At 70.1% G+C, this 23,950-nt stretch carries 13 protein-coding genes; 8 read left to right on the forward strand and 5 right to left on the reverse strand.

All coding sequences use genetic code 11. The features are described from left to right. Nucleotides 1-175 precede the first annotated feature (175 nt). Nucleotides 176-1,306, reverse strand: coding sequence for a TolB family protein (locus ACFVVO_RS29775; protein WP_390058981.1), 1,131 nt, complete (start codon nt 1,304-1,306; stop codon nt 176-178). Nucleotides 1,307-1,474: 168 nt separating this feature from the next. Continuing rightward, a complete protein-coding gene (locus tag ACFVVO_RS29780) occupies nt 1,475-2,362 on the reverse strand; it encodes an alkaline phosphatase family protein (protein ID WP_390058983.1) in 888 nt (295 codons plus the stop codon). A gap of 225 nt (nt 2,363-2,587) precedes the next feature. Here ACFVVO_RS29780 and ACFVVO_RS29785 point away from each other — a divergent pair, with 225 nt between their 5' ends. Continuing rightward, nucleotides 2,588-5,590 (forward strand): bifunctional [glutamine synthetase] adenylyltransferase/[glutamine synthetase]-adenylyl-L-tyrosine phosphorylase, encoded by a 3,003-nt coding sequence (locus ACFVVO_RS29785; protein WP_390058984.1) that lies wholly within the window; start codon nt 2,588-2,590, stop codon nt 5,588-5,590. On the opposite strand, the gene ACFVVO_RS29790 is transcribed toward ACFVVO_RS29785, so the two are convergent. Then, nucleotides 5,572-6,432 (reverse strand): phosphatase PAP2 family protein, encoded by an 861-nt coding sequence (locus ACFVVO_RS29790; RefSeq protein ID WP_390058985.1) that lies wholly within the window; start codon nt 6,430-6,432, stop codon nt 5,572-5,574. The genes ACFVVO_RS29785 and ACFVVO_RS29790 overlap by 19 nt on opposite strands. Nucleotides 6,433-6,748: 316 nt before the next feature. Continuing rightward, on the reverse strand, nt 6,749-7,783 hold the full coding sequence (locus tag ACFVVO_RS29795; RefSeq protein ID WP_390058986.1) for a LacI family DNA-binding transcriptional regulator: 1,035 nt from the start codon (nt 7,781-7,783) through the stop codon (nt 6,749-6,751). A gap of 448 nt (nt 7,784-8,231) precedes the next feature. On the opposite strand from ACFVVO_RS29795, the gene ACFVVO_RS29800 reads away from it, so the two are divergent. The 6 genes from ACFVVO_RS29800 to ACFVVO_RS29825 all read left to right on the forward strand — a co-directional run bounded on the left by ACFVVO_RS29800 (nt 8,232) and on the right by ACFVVO_RS29825 (nt 16,628). Beyond that, nucleotides 8,232-9,503: an extracellular solute-binding protein gene (locus ACFVVO_RS29800; protein WP_390058987.1), complete on the forward strand. Its 1,272-nt coding sequence runs from the start codon at nt 8,232-8,234 to the stop codon at nt 9,501-9,503. A 99-nt stretch (nt 9,504-9,602) separates the two neighbouring features. Beyond that, a complete protein-coding gene (locus tag ACFVVO_RS29805) occupies nt 9,603-10,607 on the forward strand; it encodes a carbohydrate ABC transporter permease (RefSeq protein ID WP_390058988.1) in 1,005 nt (334 codons plus the stop codon). 13 nt (nt 10,608-10,620) lie between these two features. Continuing rightward, on the forward strand, nt 10,621-11,529 hold the full coding sequence (locus ACFVVO_RS29810) for a sugar ABC transporter permease (protein WP_390058990.1): 909 nt from the start codon (nt 10,621-10,623) through the stop codon (nt 11,527-11,529). A gap of 193 nt (nt 11,530-11,722) precedes the next feature. Next, nucleotides 11,723-13,459 carry a glycoside hydrolase family 13 protein gene (locus tag ACFVVO_RS29815; protein ID WP_390058991.1) on the forward strand — a complete coding sequence of 579 codons (1,737 nt, stop codon included), beginning with the start codon at nt 11,723-11,725 and terminating at the stop codon, nt 13,457-13,459. 154 nt (nt 13,460-13,613) lie between these two features. Further along, complete coding sequence (locus ACFVVO_RS29820; protein WP_390058993.1) at nt 13,614-14,987, forward strand: alpha-amylase family protein; 1,374 nt, start codon at nt 13,614-13,616, stop codon at nt 14,985-14,987. Between the two features lie 186 nt (nt 14,988-15,173). Then, complete coding sequence (locus tag ACFVVO_RS29825; RefSeq protein WP_390058994.1) at nt 15,174-16,628, forward strand: hypothetical protein; 1,455 nt, start codon at nt 15,174-15,176, stop codon at nt 16,626-16,628. Here ACFVVO_RS29825 and ACFVVO_RS29830 read toward each other — a convergent pair. Then, the gene (locus ACFVVO_RS29830; RefSeq protein WP_390058996.1) at nt 16,603-18,030 is read right to left on the reverse strand and encodes a hypothetical protein; all 1,428 of its coding nucleotides are present in this window, start codon (nt 18,028-18,030) and stop codon (nt 16,603-16,605) included. The two genes, ACFVVO_RS29825 and ACFVVO_RS29830, sit on opposite strands and share 26 nt — an antisense overlap. Nucleotides 18,031-18,519: 489 nt before the next feature. Between ACFVVO_RS29830 and pulA the strand changes: the two genes are divergently transcribed. Then, nucleotides 18,520-23,922, forward strand: a complete 5,403-nt coding sequence (pulA, locus tag ACFVVO_RS29835) for a pullulanase-type alpha-1,6-glucosidase (RefSeq protein WP_390058997.1) — start codon at nt 18,520-18,522, stop codon at nt 23,920-23,922. Nucleotides 23,923-23,950 lie beyond the last annotated feature (28 nt).

The following is a 23,950-nucleotide window of genomic DNA, read 5'->3' on the forward strand; positions in this document are numbered from 1 at the left end:
GCCGGCCGTGTGGCAGCCGGACCGTCCCTGGTCGTTCCGGCGCCGGCCGAGGTCCCCCTGGGCCGCTTCGAGCACCCTCAAGCGCCTTGCGTTCGTCATATTCCGCTAACGCCACCGAACTCCTCCGGATGCGCGGCATTCGAGTGAGTCTGGACCGGGTAAAGCGCGGTCGACGTCATTTGTGATGAAGAGTCGAATACTCCGTTAAAAAGTCGTTCAACCTGGAAACGCGGGGGACAGGCCCGCCGCCAGCAGGCGCCAGCAGGCGCCAGCAGGCGCCAGCAGGCGCCAGCAGGCGCCAGCAGGCGCCAGCAGGCGCCAGCAGGCGCCGGGAGGTGCCGGTCCCGTCCGCCGGGACCGCGTAGAGGTCGGCCCCGTAGTCGCCCGGCAGCGCGTACACCACCGTGTGGTCGTCCCGCCACAGCGCCTGGTCGTCCACGCTCCGGGTCTCCGCCAGCGGGGTCTCGCGCATCGTGCGCAGGTCCAGGACGTACAGGCGCCAGGGGGCGTCCTCGGGCAGGCCCCTGACCCGCTTCTTGTAGGCGACGCGGGTGCCGTCGGGGGAGAGGGACGGGCACTCCACGTCGGTGTGCAGGGTGGTGACCGTGCGGGCGCGGAGGTCGCCGCGCACCAGGTAGGTGCTGCCCCCGGTCGCCAGCGTCGCGTAGAACGTGCGGTCGTCGGCGGCGAACGTCACGCCCCAGAAGTTCACGTCGGCCGCCCGGTAGGGGCGCCCGTCCTTGACGATCCAGAAGGACTCCAGAGTCGGGATCAGCCTGCCGGTACGGGTGTCGACGATCGCCGCCCGGGTGGAGAAGTCGGTGCCCGCGTACGAGTCGCCGCCCACGAACGCCGTCCAGGCGGCGAAGTGCCCGGTGGGGGAGACCCGGGCCCGGGAGGGGATGCCGGGGACGTCGTAGCGCGCCCGTTCCCTCAGGCGCGTGTCCAGGATCAGCGCGCGGTAGGTGTCCGAGACGGGGCCGTGCACGGCCTGCAGGCAGACCCCGGTGCCGGCGGCGGCGTGGAAGCGCAGGCACTTGACGCCCGAGGCGGTGCGCGGCCCGGACGGGTCGGCGGCCGGGACCGTGGTCAGCTCGTCGCGGTGCGGGCCCCACGCCATGTTGCGGAACACCATCCGGCCGTGCCCGGTCAGCGTCACCGGGCCCGGTGTGACCGCGGGGCCGCCGGCCTGCGGGCGGTCGCGGCGGTCCGCGCGCGCCGACGCGTGCAGCACGGACGCCAGGGCGACCGCCGCCAGCACCGCGACGGCCGTGAGCAGGATCAGGATGCGGGTGCGTGCGGTCATGCGGTCGCGGTGCCTTCCGGTGTGCCCGGGACACCGGGTGGGTGCCCGGGACGCGGGGTGAGGGAGACCGCCGCGCACCCGGCCGGCGCCACCGTCGCCCCGGCCACGGGCCGGACGGCGCCTTGCGCGGACGCCGGCGTACCGGCGCGGCTGTCCGCTCCGTACACGTCAGGACGCCCAGACGCCGGTGATGTCCTTGGCGGAGGCCGCGTTGCCCGCGTGCGTGCTCAGGCCCTGGGTGTCCTCCAGGGTGCGCAGCAGGTCGTAGTGGTTGTAGGTGGTGGAGGACGAGGCCCCCGGGGTGACCGGCTGTCCGTACAGGACCGTCGGGATGCGGTTGCCGCTGAGCCGGTTGTCCTCGTCGAAGGTGACGACGAGCAGGCTGTTGTGGGTCCTGGCCCAAGTCGCGTACGCGCCCAGGTTGTTCTGCAGCCAGGTGTCACCCGTCGACACCGAGCAGTCGTGCATGTCGCTGCACAGGTTCGGGATCACGAAGGAGAGCTGGGGCAGTGCCGAGTAGTCCGCCGGGAACTGCGCGAAGGTCTTGGCGCTCGACGTCGGCACGTTGCCGAAGCCGAACCACGGGTTGTGCTTGCGCGCGTACTTGCCGCTGCTGCACGTGGTCGAACCCTGGCTGGGCAGCGTCTCGTTGAAGCTGGCCCAGCTACGGCCGGCGGCGATCATCTCCGAGGCCAGGTTCGGCGCGGACGAGAACCCCGGGGTGTAGCAGCTGTCGTCCGTGATGCCCTGCGTCGAACCGGAGAACAGGGCGAAGTAGTTGGGCTGGCTCGGGTGGGTCTCGCCGTACGCCTGGCTCAGGTTGGCGCCGCCGGACTTGAGCGAGTTGATGTACGGGGCGCTGGAGGAGCCGATGACCTGGCTGTAGGCGTGGTTCTCGAAGACCACGACGACCACGTGGTCCGGGCTCGGCACGGCGCCCGCGGCATGCGCGGACTCACCGCCGAGCCCGGTCCACAGACCGATCGCGGCCGCGGCGAGAGCGGTCACCGAGGCCACGAGCGTACGAGCACGGCGGTACACGGGACTGCCGGACACATCAACCTCCGGGAGGGGGTGCGGGGCTGGCGGTGCGGACAGAGCATGCGCACGTCAATCTCCCCGTGGCCCACGGGCCCGAACCCCGCGGATGAAGAGCGGGTGAACTGCTGGGTGCCGCCCTCGCTCACGCGGGTGCCCCGCCGCCGGCATCAGGCGGTCCCGGCCCCACTGCGGTTAGGCTCGGCGCAGGACGAGGTGGACGGATCGCAGGGGAGGCCGGGCATGACGCCGGGGCGCAGGAGCAGTACCTTCACGCGGCTGCTGCGGCACGGCTTCACCGATCCGTCCGACGCCGAGCGCCTCCTGGACAGCGTCGAGCTGGCACCGGTGCGCGACGACCCGGTGCTGCTGGAGGCCCTCGGCGCCACCGCCGACCCCGACCTCGCCCTGCACGGACTGGTCCGGCTGCTCGAGGCGCAGCCCGCCCCGACCGCCCGCCGCGAGCTGCTGGACACCCTGACCGCGGCCAAGCCGCTGCGCGACCGCCTGCTCGGCGTGCTCGGCGCCTCCGCCGCCCTCGCCGACCACCTCGCCCGGCACGCCGGCGACTGGCAGGCCCTGGTCACCTACGAGCCCCGGGACCTGCACCCCGGAGTGGAGGAGTTCGAGCGGGGCCTCGCGGAGGCCACCGACGCCGTCTCCCTCCGGGTGGCCTACCGCCGCTGTCTGCTCTCCATCGCCGCCCGGGACGTCTGCGGCACCATCGACGTCGCCGACACCGCCGCCGAACTGGCCGACCTCGCCACCGCCACGTTGCGCGCCGCACTGTCCCAGGCCCGGGAGGCCGCCCCGGAGGACGCCGCCGTCTGCCGCCTCGCGGTGATCGCGATGGGCAAGTGCGGCGGCCACGAGCTGAACTACGTCTCCGACGTGGACGTGATCTTCGTGGCCGAGGCGGCCGACGGCGCGGACGAGGACAAGGCGCTCAGGTCCGCCACCAAGCTCGCCTCGCACATGATGCGGATCTGCTCGGAGACCACCGTCGAGGGCTCCATCTGGCCCGTCGACGCCAACCTCCGTCCCGAGGGCCGCAACGGCCCCCTGGTGCGCACCCTCAGCAGCCACCTCGCCTACTACCAGCGCTGGGCCAAGACCTGGGAGTTCCAGGCCCTGCTCAAGGGCCGCCCGGTCGCCGGTGACGCCGAGCTGGGGAAGGCCTACGCCGACGCCCTCGGCCCCCTGGTCTGGCAGGCCGCCGAGCGGGAGAACTTCGTCGCCGACGTGCAGCGGATGCGCCGCCGGGTCATCGAGAACATCCCCGCCGCCGAGCTCGACCGCCAGCTCAAGCTCGGCCCGGGCGGGCTGCGGGACGTCGAGTTCGCCGTACAGCTCCTGCAGCTCGTGCACGGCCGCACCGACGCCACCCTGCGCAGCGGCACCACCCTGGACGCGCTGCGGGCCCTCGCGGCCGGCGGCTACGTGGGCCGCGAGGACGCCGCCCGCCTCGACGAGGCCTACCGCTTCCTGCGCTCCATGGAGCACCGCATCCAGCTCTACCGGCTGCGCCGCACCCACCTCGTCCCCGAGGCGGAGGCCGACCTGCGCCGCCTCGGCCGCTCACTGGGCCTGCGCACCGACCCGGTGACCGGCCTGCAGCGCGAGTGGAAGCGGCACGCCGGTGTCGTACGGCGGCTGCACGAGAAGCTCTTCTACCGCCCGCTGCTCGACGCGGTCGCCCAGCTCGCGCCCGGCGAGGCACGGCTCAGTGCCGAGGCGGCCCGCGAGCGCCTGGTCGCCCTCGGCTACGCCGACCCGGCCGCCGCCCTGCGCCACCTGGAGGCCCTCGCCTCCGGAGTGACCCGCAAGGCGGCCATCCAGCGCACCCTGCTGCCCGTCCTGCTCGGCTGGTTCGCCGACTCCGCCGACCCGGACGCCGGCCTGCTCAACTTCCGCAAGGTCTCCGACGCGCTCGGCAAGACCCCCTGGTACCTGCGGCTCCTGCGGGACGAGGGCGCGGCCGCCGAGAACCTGGCCCGCGTCCTGTCCGCGGGCCGCCTCGCCCCCGACCTGCTGATGCGCGCCCCCGAGGCGGTGGCGCTGCTCGGCGACGGCGACCGTGGCGGCGGCCTGGAGCCCCGCGAGCGCGGCCAGCTCGAGCAGGAGGTCCTCGCCGCCGTGCGCCGCGCGGAGAACGCCGCCCAGGGCGTCACCGCGGCCCGTGGCGTCCGCCGCCGCGAGCTGTTCCGCACGGCCGCCGCGGACATCGTCGGCTCCTACGGCACCGAGACCAGCGCCGCCGAGGCCGACCAGGGCGCTCTGGTGGACCGGGTCGGCGCCGCGGTCTCCGACCTGACCGCCGCCACCCTGGCCGGCACCCTGCGCGCGGTGGTCCGCGAGGGCTGGGGCGACACCCTGCCCACCCGGTTCGCGATCATCGCCATGGGCCGCTTCGGCGGGAACGAGCTGGGCTACGGCTCCGACGCCGACGTGCTGTTCGTGCACGAACCGCGGGACGGCGTCGCCGAGCAGGAGGCCACGGCGGCCGCCAACAAGGTCGTCGCCGAGATGCGCCGGCTGCTGCAGCTCCCCAGCGCCGACCCGCCGCTGCTCATCGACGCCGGTCTGCGTCCCGAGGGCAAGTCCGGGCCGCTGGTGCGCACCCTGAAGTCGTACGAGGCCTACTACCGCCGCTGGTCCCTGGTCTGGGAGTCGCAGGCGCTGCTGCGGGCCGAGCCGGTCGCCGGGGACGACGATCTGGGCGGCCGCTTCACCGAGCTGATCGACCCGCTGCGCTACCCGCACGCGGGGCTCGGGGAGGACGCGGTCCGGGAGATCCGCCGGCTCAAGGCCCGCATGGAGTCCGAGCGGCTCCCGCGTGGCGCCGACCCCAAGCTGCACACCAAGCTCGGCCCCGGCGGACTGTCCGACGTCGAGTGGACCGTGCAACTGCTCCAGCTCCGGTACGGCGCGCGCGAGCCAGGTCTGCGCACCACCCGCACCCGCGCCGCTCTGGCCGCCGCCCAGGAGGCCGGCCTGCTCTCCGCCGAGGACGCGGCCGTACTGGACGAGGCGTGGGTGCTGGCCACCCGGGTGCGCAACGCGGTCATGCTGGTCCGCGGCCGGGCCGGCGACACCTTCCCCACCGAGCCGCGCGATCTGGCCGCCGTCGGCCGCTACCTCGGCTACGGCTCAGGGCACGCCGGGGACATGCTGGACGCGTACCGCCGAACCGCCCGCAGGGCGCGCACGGTCGTGGAGCAGCAGTTCTACGCGGACGGTGCCTGAGCCCGCGCCGCGGCCCGCGACGGCACCAGCCTCGGCAGCTCGTACGGCAGGCTGCCGTACCAGAGCCGGGCCACCGTGAAGCCGAAGGCCAGGCAGACGGCCCCGCCCACCGCGTCCAGCCAGAAGTGGTTGGCGGTGGCGACGATCACCAGCAGGGTCGCCACCGGGTACACCAGTCCCAGCACCCGCACCCACGGCACCGACGCCAGCGCGAAGACCGTCAGACCGCACCACAGCGACCAGCCGATGTGCATCGACGGCATCGCCGCGTACTGGTTCGACATGTGCTTCAGGTCGCCCGAGGCCATCGAACCCCAGGTGTGGTGCACCATCACCGTGTCGACGAAGCGGCCGCCGTTCATCAGCCGGGGCGGGGCCAGCGGGAACAGGTAGTAGCCGGCCAGGGCCGCACCCGTGGTCGCGAACAGCGACAGCCGGGTCGCCGCGTAGCGCCCGGGATGCCAGCGGTAGAGCCACACCAGCACCCCGATGGTGATCACGAAGTGCAGCGTGGCGTAGTAGTAGTTCATCCCGACGATCAGCCAAGTCACCGTGTTGACGGCGTGGTTGACGGACTGCTCGACGGCGATGCCCGCCTGGTGCTCGGCCCGCCAGACCCAGTCGGCGTTGCGCAGCGCCTTCGCCCGCTGTTCCGGGACCGCGTTGCGGATCATGGAGTACGTCCAGTAACTCACCGCGATCAGCAGGATCTCGAACCACAGCCGGGGCCGGCGCGGGCTGCGCGGACGGTGCCGACGACCCTGTCTGTCCTCGCCCGTGACGGCCCGCGGAACGGCCACCTCCTCGCGACCTTCCGAATCTGTCACGGTCGAGTCACTCATAGTCACAGAGTCTGCCAGAAAAGACTTCTCCGACAGATCATCCCAAGCCCGGTTCCCGGCCGCACGTCCTGGGGTCTTTCATCCGGGTCGGGCCGGGTCGGGGAGCGGGGTCCGGTGTGGGGGCACCTCCCACGCCTTTCGGACAGTGGGGGAGCCTCGCGAGGCGGAGGAGGGCGCCATGGCGACCGACGAGAACGCGGCGAGGCGCGGCACCGGTGCCCGCGAGCCCGGCATGATCCAGACGAAAGACCCCGAGGGTACGCGCGAGGCTCCAGTCCGCGGTCCCGGCCCGGCCGTCACGCGTGCTCGCACCGGCTCAGCCGCGGGCGCGGTCTCCCGGGGCGGAGGCGGTCGAACCGCGCACCACCAGCTCGGGCATGAACACGAACTCGCTGTGCGGCGCGGGCGTGCCGCCGATGTCCTCCAGCAGCGTGCGCACGGCCGCCTGCCCCATCGCCGGGACCGGCTTGCGGACCGTGGTCAGCGGCGGGTCGGTGAACGCGATCAGCGGGGAGTCGTCGAAGCCCACCACCGAGATGTCCCGCGGCACCTCGAGGCCGAGCTGCCGGGCGGCCCGTATCGCGCCGAGCGCCATCATGTCGCTCGCGCAGACCACTGCCGTGCAGTCCCGCCCGATCAGCGCGGCCGCGGCCGCCTGGCCGCCCTCCAGGGTGTACAGCGAGTGCTGGATCAGCTCGGTCTCCACCGTCTGCGCGGCGAGCCCCAGCTGCTCCTGCACCGCCCGCACGAAGCCCTCGATCTTGCGCTGCACCGGTACGAACCGCTTGGGGCCGAGCGCCAGCCCGATCCGGGTGTGGCCCAGCGACGCCAGGTGCGTCACCGCCAGCGACATCGCGGCCCGGTCGTCCGGCGAGATGAACGGCGCCTGCACCTTCGGCGAGAACCCGTCCACCAGCACGAACGGGACGCCCTGCGCCCGCAGCCGCTCGTAGCGCTGCATGTCGGCGGTGGTGTCCGCGTGCAGCCCCGAGACGTAGATGATCCCCGCGACCCCGCGGTCCACCAGCATCTCGGTCAGCTCGTCCTCCGTCGACCCGCCCGGGGTCTGGGTGGCGAGCACCGGGGTGTAGCCCTGCCGGGTCAGCGCCTGGCCGATGACCTGGGCCAGGGCCGGGAATATCGGGTTCTCCAGCTCTGGGGTGATCAGCCCCACGAGCCCCTCGCTGCGCTGCCGCAACCGCACCGGACGCTCGTAGCCGAGCACGTCCAGCGCGGCCAGCACGGACTGGCGGGTGGTGGCCGCGACGCCCGGCTTGCCGTTGAGAACGCGGCTGACGGTCGCTTCGCTCACCCCCGCCTGCGCAGCGATATCCGCAAGCCGTGTGGTCACGGCACCGGACTGTACCGGCCGGACCCCGCCTTGCACACCGACGGGACGCCGTGCGCGGGCGGCTGAACGACCTGCCGTGGGTTGCTGCCTCATCGCGCTCCTCGTCCTTCGCGGTCCCTTGTGAGGTCCTTGTCGAGCCGGTGTCCGCTCGCAAGGGGATGATTCCGGCGACGGAGGCGGATGGCAAGGCCTTGCAGAGTCTTGCACAAGTGTCCGTCAACCCGTGTACCGGCGGCGGATCAGGGTTTCGGTGGGATCTACCGCAGGTCACGGCGAGGTAACCCTCGGGTTCTCTTGCACTTTTTTTCTGCAAGGTCTTTCGCGGCGCTTACAACGCTGTTACGTTCCTGGTCGCCCGGCCGCCGCAACGGCGCAGTCGGCAAGACAGCGGGGCCGGTGGACGGGACCGCCCCTGCATCACACGGGCTTTAACCCTCAAGGAGAACTCATGCGGCGTGGCATAGCGGCCTCCGCGCTGGTGGCGTCCCTCGCCCTGGCGGCGACGGCGTGCGGCGGTGGCGACAGCGACAGCAAGTCGGACGGCCCGGTCACCATCACCTGGTGGGACACCTCCAACGCCACCAACGAGGCACCGACGTACAAGGCCTTGGTCCAGCAGTTCGAGGCCGCCAACAAGGACGTCAAGGTCAAGTACGTCAACGTGCCCTTCGACCAGGCGCAGAACAAGTTCGACACCGCGGCCGGCTCCAAGGGTGCCCCGGACCTGCTGCGCTCCGAGGTCGGCTGGACCCCGGCCTTCGCCAAGAAGAGCTACTTCCTGCCGCTGGACGGCACCGAGGCCCTCGCCGACCAGGCCAAGTTCGAGCCGAACCTGATCAAGCAGGCCCAGTTCGAGGGCAAGACCTACGGCGTGCCGCTGGTCACCGACACCCTCGCCCTGGTCTACAACAAGGCCCTGTTCAAGAAGGCCGGCATCACCGAGGCTCCCAAGACCTGGGACGAGCTGAAGTCCGACGCCGCGAAGGTCCAGGCCAAGGCGGGCGTGCCCGGCTACTGGGGCTCCACCCAGGCCTACTACGCCCAGTCCTTCCTGTACGGCGAGGGCACCGACACCGTCGACGCCGCCGCCAAGAAGATCACCGTGAACTCGGCCACCGCCAAGAAGGCCTACGGCACCTGGCTGAGCCTGTTCTCCGGCAAGGGTCTGCACAAGGCCGACACCACCGCCGACGCCTACGCCCACATCCAGGACGCGTTCGTCAACGGCAAGGTCGCCGCGATCATCCAGGGCCCCTGGGAGATCACGAACTTCTACAAGGGCAGCGCTTTCAAGGACAAGTCCAACCTCGGCATCGCCACCGTCCCGGCCGGCTCGGCCGGCAAGGCGGGCGCCCCGACCGGCGGCCACAACCTCTCGGTCTACGCCGGCTCCGACAAGGCCCACCAGGCCGCGGCGCTGAAGTTCGTGAAGTTCATGACCTCGGCGAAGTCCCAGGAGACCATCGCCCTGAAGAACTCCACCCTGCCGACCCGCGGCGACGCCTACACCGCCCAGGTCAAGGCCGACCCCGGCATCGCCGGCTACCAGGGCGTCCTCTCCGCCGCCCAGCCCCGCCCGGCGCTGCCCGAGTACAGCTCCCTGTGGGGTCCGCTGGACACCGAGCTGCCCAAGATCGCGGGTGGCAAGGAGTCGCTGGACAAGGGCCTGAGCAACGCCGAGCTGGCCGTCGCCAAGCTGGTGCCCGACTTCAGCAAGTGAGCCCGGGTGGCCGCCGGATCCTCTCCCGGAAGGGGGAAGGATCCGGTGGCCACCGCCCTGTGCCCGGCCCAACCCTGATCCTCCAGAAGGTGTCGAACCATGACAGTCGCCATCGACCGCGCGACCGGCAAGCGCCGCGGTGACCGCGCGCCTCGGCCCGGGCTGGGCCGGCGCTTCAAGGACAGCTACCAGAAACACTGGTACGCCTACGTGATGATCGCCCCGGTGGCGGTCGTACTGGGCGCGCTGGTGATCTACCCGCTGGTGTACGGCCTGTACCTGACGCTCACCGACGCCAACAGCCTCAACACCGCCCGCACCATCGGCGTCAACCACATCGACGCCACCTACAAGTTCATCGGGCTCGACAACTACAAGGACATCCTGTTCGGCCCGACGGCGTACGACCGCTTCTGGTCGCACTTCATCTGGACGATCGCCTGGACCGCCCTCTGCGTCGCACTGCACTACTGCATCGGCCTCGGCCTCGCCCTGCTGCTCAACCAGAAGCTGCGCGGCCGCACCTTCTACCGGCTGATCCTGATCCTGCCGTGGGCCGTGCCCACCTTCGTCACCGTCTTCGGCTGGCGCTTCATGCTCGCCGACGGAGGGATCATCAACTCGGCGCTGAACGCGCTGCACCTGCCGGCGCCGCTGTGGCTGGAGGACACCTTCTGGCAGCGGTTCGCCGCCGTCATGGTCAACACCTGGTGCGGTGTGCCCTTCATGATGGTCTCCCTGCTCGGCGGCCTGCAGTCCATCGACGCCTCGCTCTACGAGGCGGCCGAGATGGACGGCGCGAACGCCTGGCAGCGCTTCCGGTTCGTCACCCTGCCCGGGCTGAGGTCCGTCAGCTCCACCGTCGTCCTGCTGGGCATCATCTGGACGTTCAACCAGTTCGCGGTCATCTTCCTGCTGTTCGGGAACACCGCGCCGGACGCGCAGATCCTCGTCACCTGGTCCTACTACCTGGGCTTCGGACAGCAGCCGCGTGACTTCGCGCAGTCGGCCGCCTACGGCATCCTGCTGCTGGCCATCCTGATCGTCTTCACCTCGTTCTACCGCCGCTGGCTGAACCGCAACGAGCAGCAGCTCGCGATCTGAGGCAGGAGTCCCCATGACCACGACCACCGTCGAGACCTCCGCCCCGGTCACCGAGCAGCGCCCGGCGCAGGGTGCCCGCAAGGACCGCCGCCGCGGCGCGAACGGCCGTCTCGCCAAGTTCGCCTCCCACGGCGTCCTCATCGTCGCGAGCCTGATCGCGCTCTTCCCGATCGCCTGGCTGATCTTCCTCTCCCTCGGCCCGGACAAGGACGACTACCTGCACCCGGGCGGCATCTGGCACAAGATGGCGTTCAGCAACTACTCGTTCGTCCTGCTGCACACCGGCTTCTTCGACTGGATGAAGAGCTCGCTGATCGTCTCGCTGGGCACCACCGTCATCGGTGTCTTCGTCGCCGCCACCACCGGCTACGCCGTGTCCCGGATGCGCTTCCCCGGCTACAAGAAGTTCATGTGGGTGCTGCTGGTCACCCAGATGTTCCCGATCGCCGTGCTCATCGTGCCGATGTACCAGATCCTGTCGGACCTGCAGCTCATCGACAGCTACCTGGGCCTGATCCTGGTCTACTGCTCGACCGCGGTGCCCTACAGCGCCTGGCTGCTCAAGGGCTACTTCGACACGATCCCGTTCGAGATCGACGAGGCGGGACGGGTCGACGGCCTCACCCCGTTCGGCACCTTCTTCCGGCTGATCCTGCCGCTCGCCAAGCCGGGCCTCGCGGTCGCCGCCTTCTACAACTTCATCACCGCGTTCGGTGAGGTGGCCTTCGCCTCGACGTTCATGCTCGACGACAGCAAGTACACCTTCGCCGTCGGTCTGCAGAGCTTCGTCAGCGAGCACGACGCGCAGCGCAACCTGATGGCGGCCACCGCCGTGCTGGTCGCGATACCCGTGTCCGCGTTCTTCTACCTCGTGCAGAAGAACCTCGTCACCGGCCTCACCGCCGGCGGCACCAAGGGCTGACGCCCGCCGGAAGGAAGCTCCCGCGCGCCGCAGTGCGCGCGGGTAGGCGGCCGCGGTGTCCATCCGACCCCGCCGGCACCGCGGCCGCCTCGCAAGCACCGGTCCCCGCCGCCGCACACACGCCCATCACTGACCCCTGGCCCCCCACCCGGCCCCGCCCGGGCGGGGGGACCCCCACCGCATCAAGGACGCCATGAGCCAGCAGAATTCTGCAGCCCCGGCCACCGACTCCGCCGTCGCCACTGTCGCCGCCAGCCGTGACTGGTGGCGGGACGCGGTCATCTACCAGGTCTACCCGCGCAGCTTCGCCGACAGCAACGGCGACGGCATGGGCGACCTGGAGGGCGTGCGCTCCCGCCTCCCGTACCTGCGCGACCTCGGTGTCGACGCCGTGTGGCTCAGCCCCTTCTACGCCTCCCCGCAGGCGGACGCCGGCTACGACGTCGCGGACTACCGTGCCGTCGATCCCATGTTCGGCAACCTGCTCGACGCCGACGCCCTGATCCGCGACGCCCACGGGCTGGGTCTGCGGGTCATCGTCGACCTGGTCCCCAACCACTCCTCCGACCAGCACGAGTGGTTCAAGCGCGCCCTCGCCGAGGGCCCCGGCTCCCCGCTGCGCGAGCGTTACCACTTCCGCGCCGGCAAGGGGACGGACGGCGAACTGCCGCCCAACGACTGGGAGTCCATCTTCGGCGGCCCGGCGTGGACCCGGGTGACCGAGCCGGACGGCACCCCCGGCGAGTGGTACCTCCACCTGTTCGCCCCCGAGCAGCCCGACTTCAACTGGGAGCACCCGGCCGTCGGCGACGAGTTCCGCTCCATCCTGCGCTTCTGGCTGGACGTGGGCGTGGACGGCTTCCGCATCGACGTGGCCCACGGCCTGGTGAAGGCCGACGGCCTGCCCGACCTCGGCTCGCACGAGCAGCTCAAGCTGCTGGGCAACGATGTCATGCCGTTCTTCGACCAGGACGGCGTGCACGAGATCTACCGCCAGTGGCGCACGGTCCTCGACGAGTACGCCGATGCAATGGGGCCCGAAGGGCCTTCCGCAGAAGGGCGGGGGCGGGAGACGGGTGGGCGTATCTTCGTCGCCGAGGCGTGGACCCCGACCGTCGAGCGCACCGCCAACTACGTCCGCCCGGACGAGCTGCACCAGGCCTTCAACTTCCAGTACCTGGGCACCGAGTGGGACGCGGCGGAGCTGCGCACGGTCATCGACCGCACCCTGGAGTCGATGCGCCCGGTCGGCGCCCCGGCCACCTGGGTCCTGTCCAACCACGACGTCACCCGGCACGCCACCCGCTTCGCCAACCCGCCCGGCCTCGGCACCCAGCTCCGCACCGCCGGCGACCGCGACCTCGGCCTGCGCCGGGCCCGCGCGGCCTCCCTGCTGATGCTCGCCCTGCCCGGCTCGGCGTACATCTACCAGGGCGAGGAACTGGGCCTGCCGGACGTGGTGGACCTGCCCGACGAGGTGCGCCAGGACCCCGCGTACTTCCGGGGCGCCGGCCAGGACGGCTTCCGCGACGGCTGCCGGGTGCCGATCCCGTGGACCCGCGAGGGCTCCTCGTACGGCTTCGGCGACGGCGGTAGCTGGCTGCCGCAGCCGGCGAGCTGGGCCGAGCTGAGCGTGGAGGCGCAGACCGGCGTGCCCGGTTCGACGCTGGAGCTGTACCGCTCCGCGCTCGGGCTGCGCCGCTCCCAGCCCGGTCTGGGCGCGGGCGAGGCGGTGGAGTGGCTGCGGGCGCCGGAGGGCGTGGTGGCCTTCCGGCGCGGCGAGTTCGTGTGCGTCGCCAACACCACCGGCGAGTCGGTGACCATGCCGGCGTACGGCCGCGTCCTGCTCGCCAGCGGTGAGGTGACCGAGGCCGGCGGCGAGGCGAAGGTGCCGGCGGACACCACCGTCTGGTGGACCGCGGCGGACTGACGCCCCCTCTGAAATTTCTTGCATCAACTTCACACCGGCCCGCTGCCTTTCAGGCAGCGGGCCTTTAACATCTGCGTCACCGCAAGTTTGCTGAAACATTTCAGCAAGCGCCTTCGGCGGTACCCCACACCCTTCGATGAAGAAGGAACCCCACATGGCACGCAGAACCCTCTCCGGAGCGGTCGCCCTCACGGCCGCTGCTCTTGTCATGGCCCCGACGATCGTGCAGGCCTCCCCGCCCGGCACGAAGGACGTCACCGCGGTGCTCTTCGAGTGGAACTACGCCTCGGTGGCCCGCGAGTGCACCAGCACCCTCGGCCCCGCCGGCTACGGCTACGTCCAGGTCTCCCCGCCCGCCGAGCACATACAGGGCTCGCAGTGGTGGACCTCGTACCAGCCCGTCAGCTACAAGATCGCCGGCCGCCTCGGCGACCGCACGGCCTTCCAGAACATGGTGAACACCTGCCATTCGGCCGGCGTGAAGGTCGTCGCCGACACGGTGATCAACCACATGTCGGCGGGCAGCGGCACCGGCACCGGCGGCTCGTCGTACACGAAGTACAACTACCCGGGCCTGTACTCGTCCTACGACTTCGACGACTGCACCTCCCAGGTCAGCAACTACCAGGACCGCTGGAACGTCCAGCACTGCGAACTGGTCGGCCTGGCCGACCTCGACACCGGCGAGGAGTACGTCCGCAAGACCATCGCCGGCTACCTGAACGACCTGCTCTCCCTGGGCGTCGACGGCTTCCGCATCGACGCGGCCAAGCACATCGACAGCGCCGACCTCGCCAACATCAAGTCGCGGCTGACGAACCCCGGCGCCTACTGGAAGCAGGAGGTCATCTACGGCGCGGGCGAGGCCGTCCAGCCCACCGAGTACACCGGCAACGGGGACGTCCAGGAGTTCCGCTACGCCTACGACCTCAAGCGGGTCTTCAACAACGAGAAGCTGGCCTACCTCACCAACTACGGCGAGGGCTGGGGCTACATGAGCAGCTCCAAGGCCGGTGTCTTCGTCGACAACCACGACACCGAGCGCAACGGCGCCACCCTCAACTACAAGAGCGGCGCCAACTACACCCTGGCCAACGTCTTCATGCTGGCCTGGCCCTACGGCGCCCCCGACATCAACTCCGGCTACGAGTGGTCCGACGCGGACGCCGGCCCGCCCAACGGCGGCCAGGTCAACGCCTGCTGGCAGGACGGCTGGAAGTGCCAGCACAAGTGGCCGGAGATCATCAACATGGTCGCCTTCCGCAACGCCACCCGGGGCGAGTCGGTCACCAACTGGTGGGACAACGGCAACAACGCGATCGCGTTCGCCCGGGGGACCAAGGGCTACGTGGCCATCAACCACGAGTCCTCCTCGCTGACCCGCACCTACCAGACCTCGCTGCCCGCGGGCACCTACTGCAACGTCCAGAACAACACCACGGTGACGGTGAACTCCAGCGGCCAGTTCTCGGTCACCCTCGGCTCGAACACGGCCCTGGCCATCTACGCCGGCAAGTCGAGCTGCTGACGCGCCCCTGACCGCGCCCACCTCGTCCCGCCCCGGGGTCACCCGTACCCGAGGCGGGTGCCTATCTCCCCGGCGACCTCAGGGCGGGGGAGGTACTCCACGACGCTGTGGGACCGGTCGCGGCCGTCGGGGCCGACCGGAGCAATCGCGCGTGCGCGGCTCCGGCACCGGTTCGAGGCTGGTCTCATGAGTATCCGTCCCTGGGTCGTCGTCGAGGCACCGGACGGCCGTGGCCTGCGCCGGGTCACCATCGGCAACGACACCGTAGGCAGCTCCTGGTCGCTGCGTGAGCTGCGAAGGATGCTGGACCGCCTCGGGTACCCGGACCTGGATCTGGCGGACCCGGCGTCGGTGTGCTGGCGCGGAGGGGACAGCGGTACCTGGCCCGACCGGGCCCTCCGGCGCCGGGTGACCGGTGCGCTCATGACAGCGGGACTGCTCGCTTCCGCGGTCCTCAACGGGCTGATCGGATGGCCGGACGCCGCCGGTGCCCTGACGTTCGCGCAACGGCTCACCGGGGCCTTGTTCGTCCTGTCCGGTCTGGTGCAGCTCGCGGCGGCGGTCGCGGTGCTCGACTACTGGGGGAGACGGCAGTCCCGGGTGTCCGGTGCCGTCGTCCTGCTCGGCGTCCTCATATCGCTGGCCACCGACAGCCTTCTCATCCTGATGTGGCGGGAGGAGGCGGAGTACACGCCCTACATGCTGGCGTTCATGCCTCTGTGGTGCTGGTCCGCGTGGGCCCTCTGGCTGCTGGTCCGGCAGAAGTCGTGGCAGGGGGTGCCGCAGCCCAGGAAATTCGCGGCCGGCGTGATTGTGCCGGCTCTCCTCACCGCTACCAGCCTGGCGTACTCGACCATGTTCCAACCCGCGGTGGCCCCCATACGTCTGACCCTGAAGACGGAATTCGGAACAGTGCGGGCGGACCGCACGCTCCCATTCGTCCAGGTCCCGCTGAAACTCTCCGTCAAGAATACTGGCGCTTTCTCCGTGTACGTCGTCATCGATGACTTCACCGTCTACGGCAGGACCGCCAAGTATTCCGAGCGCGGCACATCGACGACGGACACGTGGCGAAAGAGCGTCGATGAGGACGACGAGGAGGCGGAACTCCACGTCGATCAGCCAGTCTTTACCGTCATAAGCAGCGGACGATTCTATGCGCCCGGCCAAGTGATCGAAGGCGGGCGGGAAGACGTTCGGGAGCATGTGTTCCAGATCCCCAGAAGCGCCAGATATGATCTGCTCTACGTCGAAGCGCAAATAACATACATAAAGACGGACCAGGGGCATATCGACGCCACTGAGTTCCGTACCCCACATCCGTCATGGAAGAAGAGCGAGGGTCGGTTCTACTGTTCTGCGGAGAATCCGTGCCCGCCGCAGCTCATATATCTCGCCAGGGTGCGCAACGGCAACAACCTGGTGGACGTGACCCGTGGTGCGCGCTACGTCCTGGCGATCTGGTCTCCGACGGAAAGGCCTGTGTATTCCATTTCCTCTTATCACTTCCAGGGTAAGGGTGTAAACTTCTCGCAAGAGAAGCGAGAGCTGGACAGGTACGGTGTTGCGACGATCGACGCGCAGGCGGAGGCCTCCATGGCAGAGTTGCTGAAGTCTATTCCTTCTCCTCAGCCATCTTGACCCAGGTGCCCGACTCGACACCCGAGTCCTGGTCGAGCTGCAGGGCAGCCCGCAGGCAATGTAGCGCCGGGGTTCCCAGGGCCCCGAACAGCTCGTTCGCCGGTACCGAATCGGCGAGCTTGGGAATGAGTCGCTTGATTTCGAGCTCGGCGTCGGCGAACTTGTCGTTACGCAACTGGGTGAGGACGTGGAGGAAGTCGTCGCCCGTCTCCTTGGACTTCCAGAAATCCTTGACGCCCTCCGTGTTCCACTTCTCGGGAAGCAAGTCCTTCAGATCCCTGCCGAGGCTCTTCTCCGGGGCGTACTCGAAGATGGAGTTGGTGCAGACTTCGGCCGCCTTGCCGAGCCGCACGTCCGGCAGGCCCTGCGCGGAGATCGCTTCCTCCTGCTTCTTCTTCATCCGATCGACCTGCTTGTCCAGCTCCTTGCGCGCCTTTTCGCGTTCCTCGTCCGACGCCCTGGGGTCGCCGACCTTGTCCAGCGACGAACTGGCCTCGTACGCGCTCTGCGCCAGTTCCTTGCGCCCCTCGTCGGGCGTATTGGGGTCGCTGCTCGTGAGCGTTGCCAGCACGATTGCCCGTGCGCGCCGCAGATTCCCGGAATCGGTATGACCCGCCTGCGCTTCCCTTTGCGTGAAGAGGAGCGTCTGGCTCGCGGTCCGGACGTGGTGCTTGCGCACCTCGTCCGGCGTACCGCGGTCGCTGATCCTGGGGAGATCGGAGGCCAGGCCGTCGACGACGAAGTAGGCCGTTTGCCGATCCGCGGGCGGCATTTTGGAGTTGCCGGCCGCGTCCAGAGTGGAGGCCACCTGTTTCACGAGCCCGGTCAGATCCTTCCGCACCGCTGCAGGTGTTCGGGGGTCACCGATCACCTCCAGGGCGGAGCTCACCGCCTGGGCGCTGCGGATGACCGCGTCCCGTTCCTGCGGCGAGGTCCGCGGATCCCGCACCGTGTGCAGGGCGGTGGTCAATTGCTCGACGCTCGGGACCAGTTCCCCGGGCACTTCGTCCTTCTTCCGGTCCAGGTCCGCCGTCGCCTTGTCGATCTCCTGCTTCGGCTGCTCAGGGGGAGTGGACCGCGCTGTGTCGCTGTCAGTGGGCTCAGGGGTCCCTGTCCCGCTCGTGGTGGACGGGGAAGGCGATGTCGCCGAGGGCGTGGTGGGCGGCGTCGTCGGACCGGAAGGCGTCGAGGGTGACGCGGTGGTCGGTGCCGGTGGAGGAGATGTCGGCGACGGGGGCTCCGGGGAGGGAGGCGTGGACTGAACGGGCGGGTCCGCCGCGGTCCGGTTGCCGACCTGAGGCGCCGGCGTGGCAGCCGCGTGGCCCAGGGGCAACGCGAGCGCCGCGGCCAGGACGGACGCACCGGCCAGATACGTGACGTGTCTTCGGGTGGTGCTGGCCATCATGAATCCTCTTCACCCGTTCGCCGTGTCCCGCGACGGCGGGCGCGCCGGTCGGGAAGCCGGGTGGGTCCGGTCTTCGGCGAGGGTTCCGGGCAGTGCGCCGAGCACGGCCCGGCGCACCGCGCCTTCGCCGTCGCGGCCACCCCTCCATCCACGCTCACTCCGGGGGCAGTGCGCCGCAACCGGGGGTGCCCGGGGCGGCGGCCGTCCCATCCCGCCTCGCGCGTGAAGCCCGATTGAAGCATCAACGGTTGTGTCGTCAATCGATCGGCGGGACAGTCCCCTTCGCCCTGCTCGCGCGTGCCTTCCGAGCCTCCCTCGCGATGCGCCCGGCCGCGGAGAGGCGGGTGCAAGTATTTGCTATGGGTTTCAACCCTCTTGCTGTAAACCTTTCGTGAGCGATACGGTCGCGCGGGCGCCCGGCATCGGAGCCGAGCCGCGGCGTGGGGTCGGACCCAGAAGAGCCGTAATCGCTAGGAGTTCCCGCCTGTGATACCGAGATGGCCGACGCCCTCGAGGCGCCGTACCCCGTACCGGCGGAGGGCCGCGGTCGTGACCGCCGCCGCTCTCGCCGCCGCCCTCGTGCAGCCGATGTCCGCCCACGCGGACCCGCCGCCCGCGCCCCCCTCGGACGCCGCGCTCGCCGCCCAGGCCGCCCGGCACGACGACACGCGCGAGCAGTTCTACTTCGTCATGCCGGACCGTTTCGCCAACGGGGACACCTCCAACGACAAGGGCGGGCTCACCGGTTCGCGCCTGAGCACCGGCTACGACCCCACCGACAAGGGGTTCTACCAGGGCGGTGACCTCAAGGGCCTGACCAAGCGGCTCGACTACATCAAGGGGCTCGGCACCACCTCCATCTGGATGGCGCCCATCTTCAAGAACCGCCCCGTCCAGGGCACCGGCGACAACGCCTCGGCCGGCTACCACGGTTACTGGATCACCGACTTCACCCAGGTCGACCCGCACTTCGGGACGAACAAGGACCTGTCGACCCTCATCTCCAAGGCACACGCCAAGGGCATGAAGGTCTTCTTCGACGTCATCACCAACCACACCGCCGACGTCGTGGACTACCAGGAGAAGTCCTACGGCTACCTGTCCAAGGGCGCCTTCCCGTACCTGACGAAGGACGGCAGGCCCTTCGACGACAGCGACTACGCCGACGGCACGAAGAAGTTCCCGGCCACCGACGCCGGCTCCTTCCCCTACACCCCGAAGGTCACCAGCAGGAGCAAGGTCCCGGCCTGGCTCGACGACCCGACGATGTACCACAACCGGGGCGACTCGACGTACGCCGGCGAGTCCACCACCTACGGCGACTTCTCCGGCCTCGACGACCTGTGGACCGAACGTCCCGAGGTAGTACGGGGCATGGAGAAGATCTACCAGCGGTGGGTCAAGGACTACGCCATCGACGGTTTCCGCATCGACACCGTCAAACACGTCGACATGGACTTCTGGACCCAGTGGGCGACCGCGCTGGACGCCTACGCGGCCGCGCACGGGCGGAAGAACTTCTTCATGTTCGGCGAGGTCTACTCCGCCGACACCTCCGTCACCTCCCCGTACGTCACCCAGGGCCGGCTGGACGCCACCCTCGACTTCCCCTTCCAGGACGCGGCCCGCGCCTACGCCTCCCAGGGCGGCAGCGCGCGGAAGCTGGCGGGCGTCTACGGTGACGACTACAAGTACACGACCGACAAGGCCAACGCGTACGAGCAGGTCACCTTCCTCGGCAACCACGACATGGGCCGCATCGGGTACTTCCTGAAGCAGGACAACCCCAAGGCCACCGACGCCGAGATCCTCAAGAAGGACAAGCTCGCCAACGAGCTGATGTTCCTCAGCCGCGGCAACCCGGTCGTCTACTACGGCGACGAGCAGGGCTTCACCGGCGCCGGCGGCGACAAGGACGCCCGCCAGACGATGTTCGCCTCCAAGGTCGCCGACTACCTCGACGACGACGAGATCGGCACCGGCCGCACCCACGCGAGCGACGCCTACGACACCGGCGCCCCGCTGTACCGGCAGATCGCCGGACTCGCGAAACTCCGCAAGGCCAACCCGGCGCTCACCGACGGGGTCCAGACCGAGCGCTACGCAGCCGACGGCGCCGGGATCTACGCGTTCACCCGCACGGACGCCAGGACCGGCCAGGAATACGTCGTCGCCCTCAACAACGCCGACGAGGCGAAGACGGCCACCTTCGCGACCGGTTCGGCCGGCATGTCCTACCGGGGCCTCTACGGCGCCGACGGCACCCGCGCCTCCGACGCCGACCGCGAGCTCACCGTCACCGTCCCGGCCGGCACCACCGTCGTCTACAAGGCCGCGGGCACCCTCGCCAAGCCGGCCACCGAGCCGACGATCACCCTGAAGGCACCGGCCGCCGGCGCCACCGGGACCGTCGAGCCGAGCGCGGACGTCGAGGGCGGTCGGCTCAACCGCGTCGTCTTCGCCGCCCAGGTCGGCAACGGCAAGTGGCGCACGCTCGGCTCCGCCGACCACGCCCCGTACAAGGTCACCCAGGCCATCGGCAAGGACGTACCGGCCGGCACCGCCCTGCGCTACAAGGCGGTCGTGATCGACTCGGCCGGGCGCACCGCGAGCGCCACGGCGAGCAGCACCACCGGCACCCCGGCCGCCCCCGAGGTCCCCACGGCCTCCTCCCGCGACTACGCGGTCGTCCACTACAAGCGCACGGACGGCGACTACGCCGACTGGGGCCTGTACGCCTGGGGCGACCTCGCCGACGGCGAGGCGACGAACTGGCCCGCCAGCCACCCCTTCGTGGGCCGCGACGCCTACGGCGCCTTCGCCTACGTCAAGCTCAAGCCCGGCGCCTCCGACGTCGGCTTCCTGGTGATCGACAAGGACGGCAACAAGGACGTCTCCGCCGACCGGTCCATCGACGTCACCAGGACGGGTGAGGTGTGGATCGAGCAGGGCAAGGACGACGTACTCACCAAGAAGCCCGACTACCCGGCCCAGGACACCGCCAAGGCGGTCCTCCACTACCACCGCGCCGACGGCGACTACGACGGCTGGGGCCTGCACGTCTGGACGGGCGCCGCGAACCCCACCGACTGGTCGAACCCCCTGAAGCCGGTGAAGACTGATGCCTATGGCGCGGTCTTCGAGGTACCGCTCACCGAGGGTGCCACCAGCCTCAGCTACATCATCCACAAGGGCGACGACAAGGATCTCCCGACCGACCGGTCCCTGGACCTCAAGGCCGACGGGCACGAGGTGTGGCTGTTGAACGGCCAGGAGCAGTACCTCCTGCCGCAGCCCGCGGGCAGCGCGGCCGCCCTCGACCTGACCACCTCCAAGGCGGTCTGGATCGACCGGAACACCGTCGCCTGGAACGGCGCCGACGGCGCCGCCTCCACCCAGCTGCTCTACTCCCCGGACGGCTCCATCGCCGTCAAGGACGGGACGCTGACCAGCGACGACGAGCACTGGCTGCGACTGACCAAGACGGCGCTCACCGACGCCCAGAAGGCGAAGTTCCCGCACCTGAAGGACTACACCGCCTGGTCCGTGGACCCGCGTGACCGGGACCGGGTGCGCGCCGCCCTGAACGGGCAGATCGTGGCCTCGCAGCGGGCAGCCAACGGCGCCGTGCTGGCCGCGACCGGCGTGCAGATCGCCGGGGTGCTGGACGACGTCTACGACGCCACCGGCGCCGAGCTCGGGCCGGTGTTCCACGACGGCAGGCCCACGCTCGCCGTCTGGGCGCCCACCGCCCAGTCCGTGAAGCTCGAACTGGACGGCCGCACGGTGCCCATGCACCGCAGCGCCACCACCGGCGTCTGGTCCGTCACCGGACCGGCGTCCTGGAAGGGCAAGCCCTACCGGTACGTCGTGAAGGTGTGGGCGCCCAGCGTCCGCAAGATGGTCACCAACAAGGTCACCGACCCCTACTCGGTCGCCCTCACCGCCGACTCCGAGCGCAGCCTCGTCGTCGACCTGAACGACCGGACCCTGGCGCCGGGCGGCTGGTCGGCGCTGCGCAAGCCCAAGGCCGTGCCGCTGAAGGACGCGCAGATCCAGGAGCTGCACATCCGGGACTACTCGGTCGCCGACAAGACCGTCCCGGCCAAGGACCAGGGCACCTACCTGGCCTTCACCGACAAGAACAGCGACGGCTCCAGGCACCTGCGCGCGCTGGCGAAGTCCGGCACCTCGTACGTGCACCTGCTGCCGGCCTTCGACATCGCCACCATCCCCGAGAAGAAGGCCGACCGGGCGAGCACCGACTGCGACCTGGCCTCCTACCCGGCCGACTCCGACAAGCAGCAGGAGTGCGTGGCGAAGACCGCCGCCAAGGACGCCTACAACTGGGGCTACGACCCGTACCACTACACGGTCCCCGAGGGCTCGTACGCCACCGACCCCGACGGCACCGCCCGTACGGTCCAGTTCCGGAAGATGGTGCAGGCGCTCAACCAGGACGGCCTCCGGGTGGTCATGGACGTCGTCTACAACCACACGGCCGCCAGCGGCCAGGCCGACACCAGCGTGCTGGACCGGATCGTGCCCGGCTACTACCAGCGGCTCCTCGCCGACGGTTCGGTCGCCAACAGCACCTGCTGCGCCAACACCGCGACCGAGAACGCGATGATGGGCAAGCTGGTCGTGGACTCGATCGTCACCTGGGCCAAGGAGTACAAGGTCGACGGCTTCCGCTTCGACCTCATGGGCCACCACCCGAAGGCCAACATCCTCGCGGTCCGCAAGGCCCTCGACGCGCTCACCCTCAAGAAGGACGGCGTCGACGGCAAGAAGATCATCCTGTACGGGGAGGGCTGGAACTTCGGCGAGGTCGCGGACGACGCCCGCTTCGTGCAGGCCACGCAGAAGAACATGGCCGGCACCGGCATCGCCACCTTCTCCGACCGGGCCCGTGACGCGGTGCGCGGCGGCAGCCCCTTCGACTCCGACCCCGGCGTCCAGGGCTTCGCGTCCGGGCTGTACACCGACCCCAACTCCTCCACCGCCAACGGCACCGAGGAGGAGCAGAAGGCCCGGCTGCTGCACTACCAGGACCTGATCAAGGTCGGGCTGAGCGGCAACCTCGCCAAGTACCGGTTCACCGACTCGGCCGGCAAGGAGGTCACCGGCGCCGAGATCGACTACAACGGCGCCCCGGCCGGCTACGCGGACGCGCCCGGCGACGCCCTCGCCTACGTGGACGCGCATGACAACGAGTCGCTGTTCGACGCCCTGACCTACAAGCTCCCCAAGGACACCTCCGCGTCCGACCGGGCCCGCATGCAGGTCCTGGCGATGGCCACGGCCGCCCTCTCGCAGGGCCCGGCGCTCTCCCAGGCGGGCACCGACCTGCTGCGCTCGAAGTCGCTGGACCGCAACTCCTTCGACAGCGGCGACTGGTTCAACGCCATCCACTGGAACTGCGCGGACGGCAACGGCTTTGGACGCGGGCTGCCCATGGCGGCCGACAACGAGTCCAAGTGGCCGTACGCCAAGCCGCTGCTGAGCACGGTGAAGGTGGGCTGCCCGCAGATCACCGGCGCCTCGGCCGCGTACCAGGACCTGCTGCGCATCCGTACCTCGGAGAAGGCCTTCTCCCTCGGCACGGCCGCGCTGGTGCAGGACCGGCTGTCCTTCCCGCTGTCGGGGAAGGACGAGACGCCCGGCGTGATCACCATGCGCCTCGGTGATCTGGTCGTCGTCCTCAACGCCACCCCGCAGCGGCAGGAGCAGCGGATCGGCGCCCTCGCCGGCAGCCGCTTCCGGCTGCACCCGGTGCAGGCGACGGGCACCGACCCGGTGGTGAAGTCCGCCTCCTACGCGGCCGGTTCGGGCACGTTCAGCGTCCCGGCACGGACCGTGGCGGTGTTCAGCGCATCGAACAAGTAGGGTCGGGCCGACGCCTTAGGACAGGAGT

This window comes from Streptomyces sp. NPDC058145 (assembly GCF_042884245.1).
Taxonomy (GTDB): domain Bacteria; phylum Actinomycetota; class Actinomycetes; order Streptomycetales; family Streptomycetaceae; genus Streptomyces.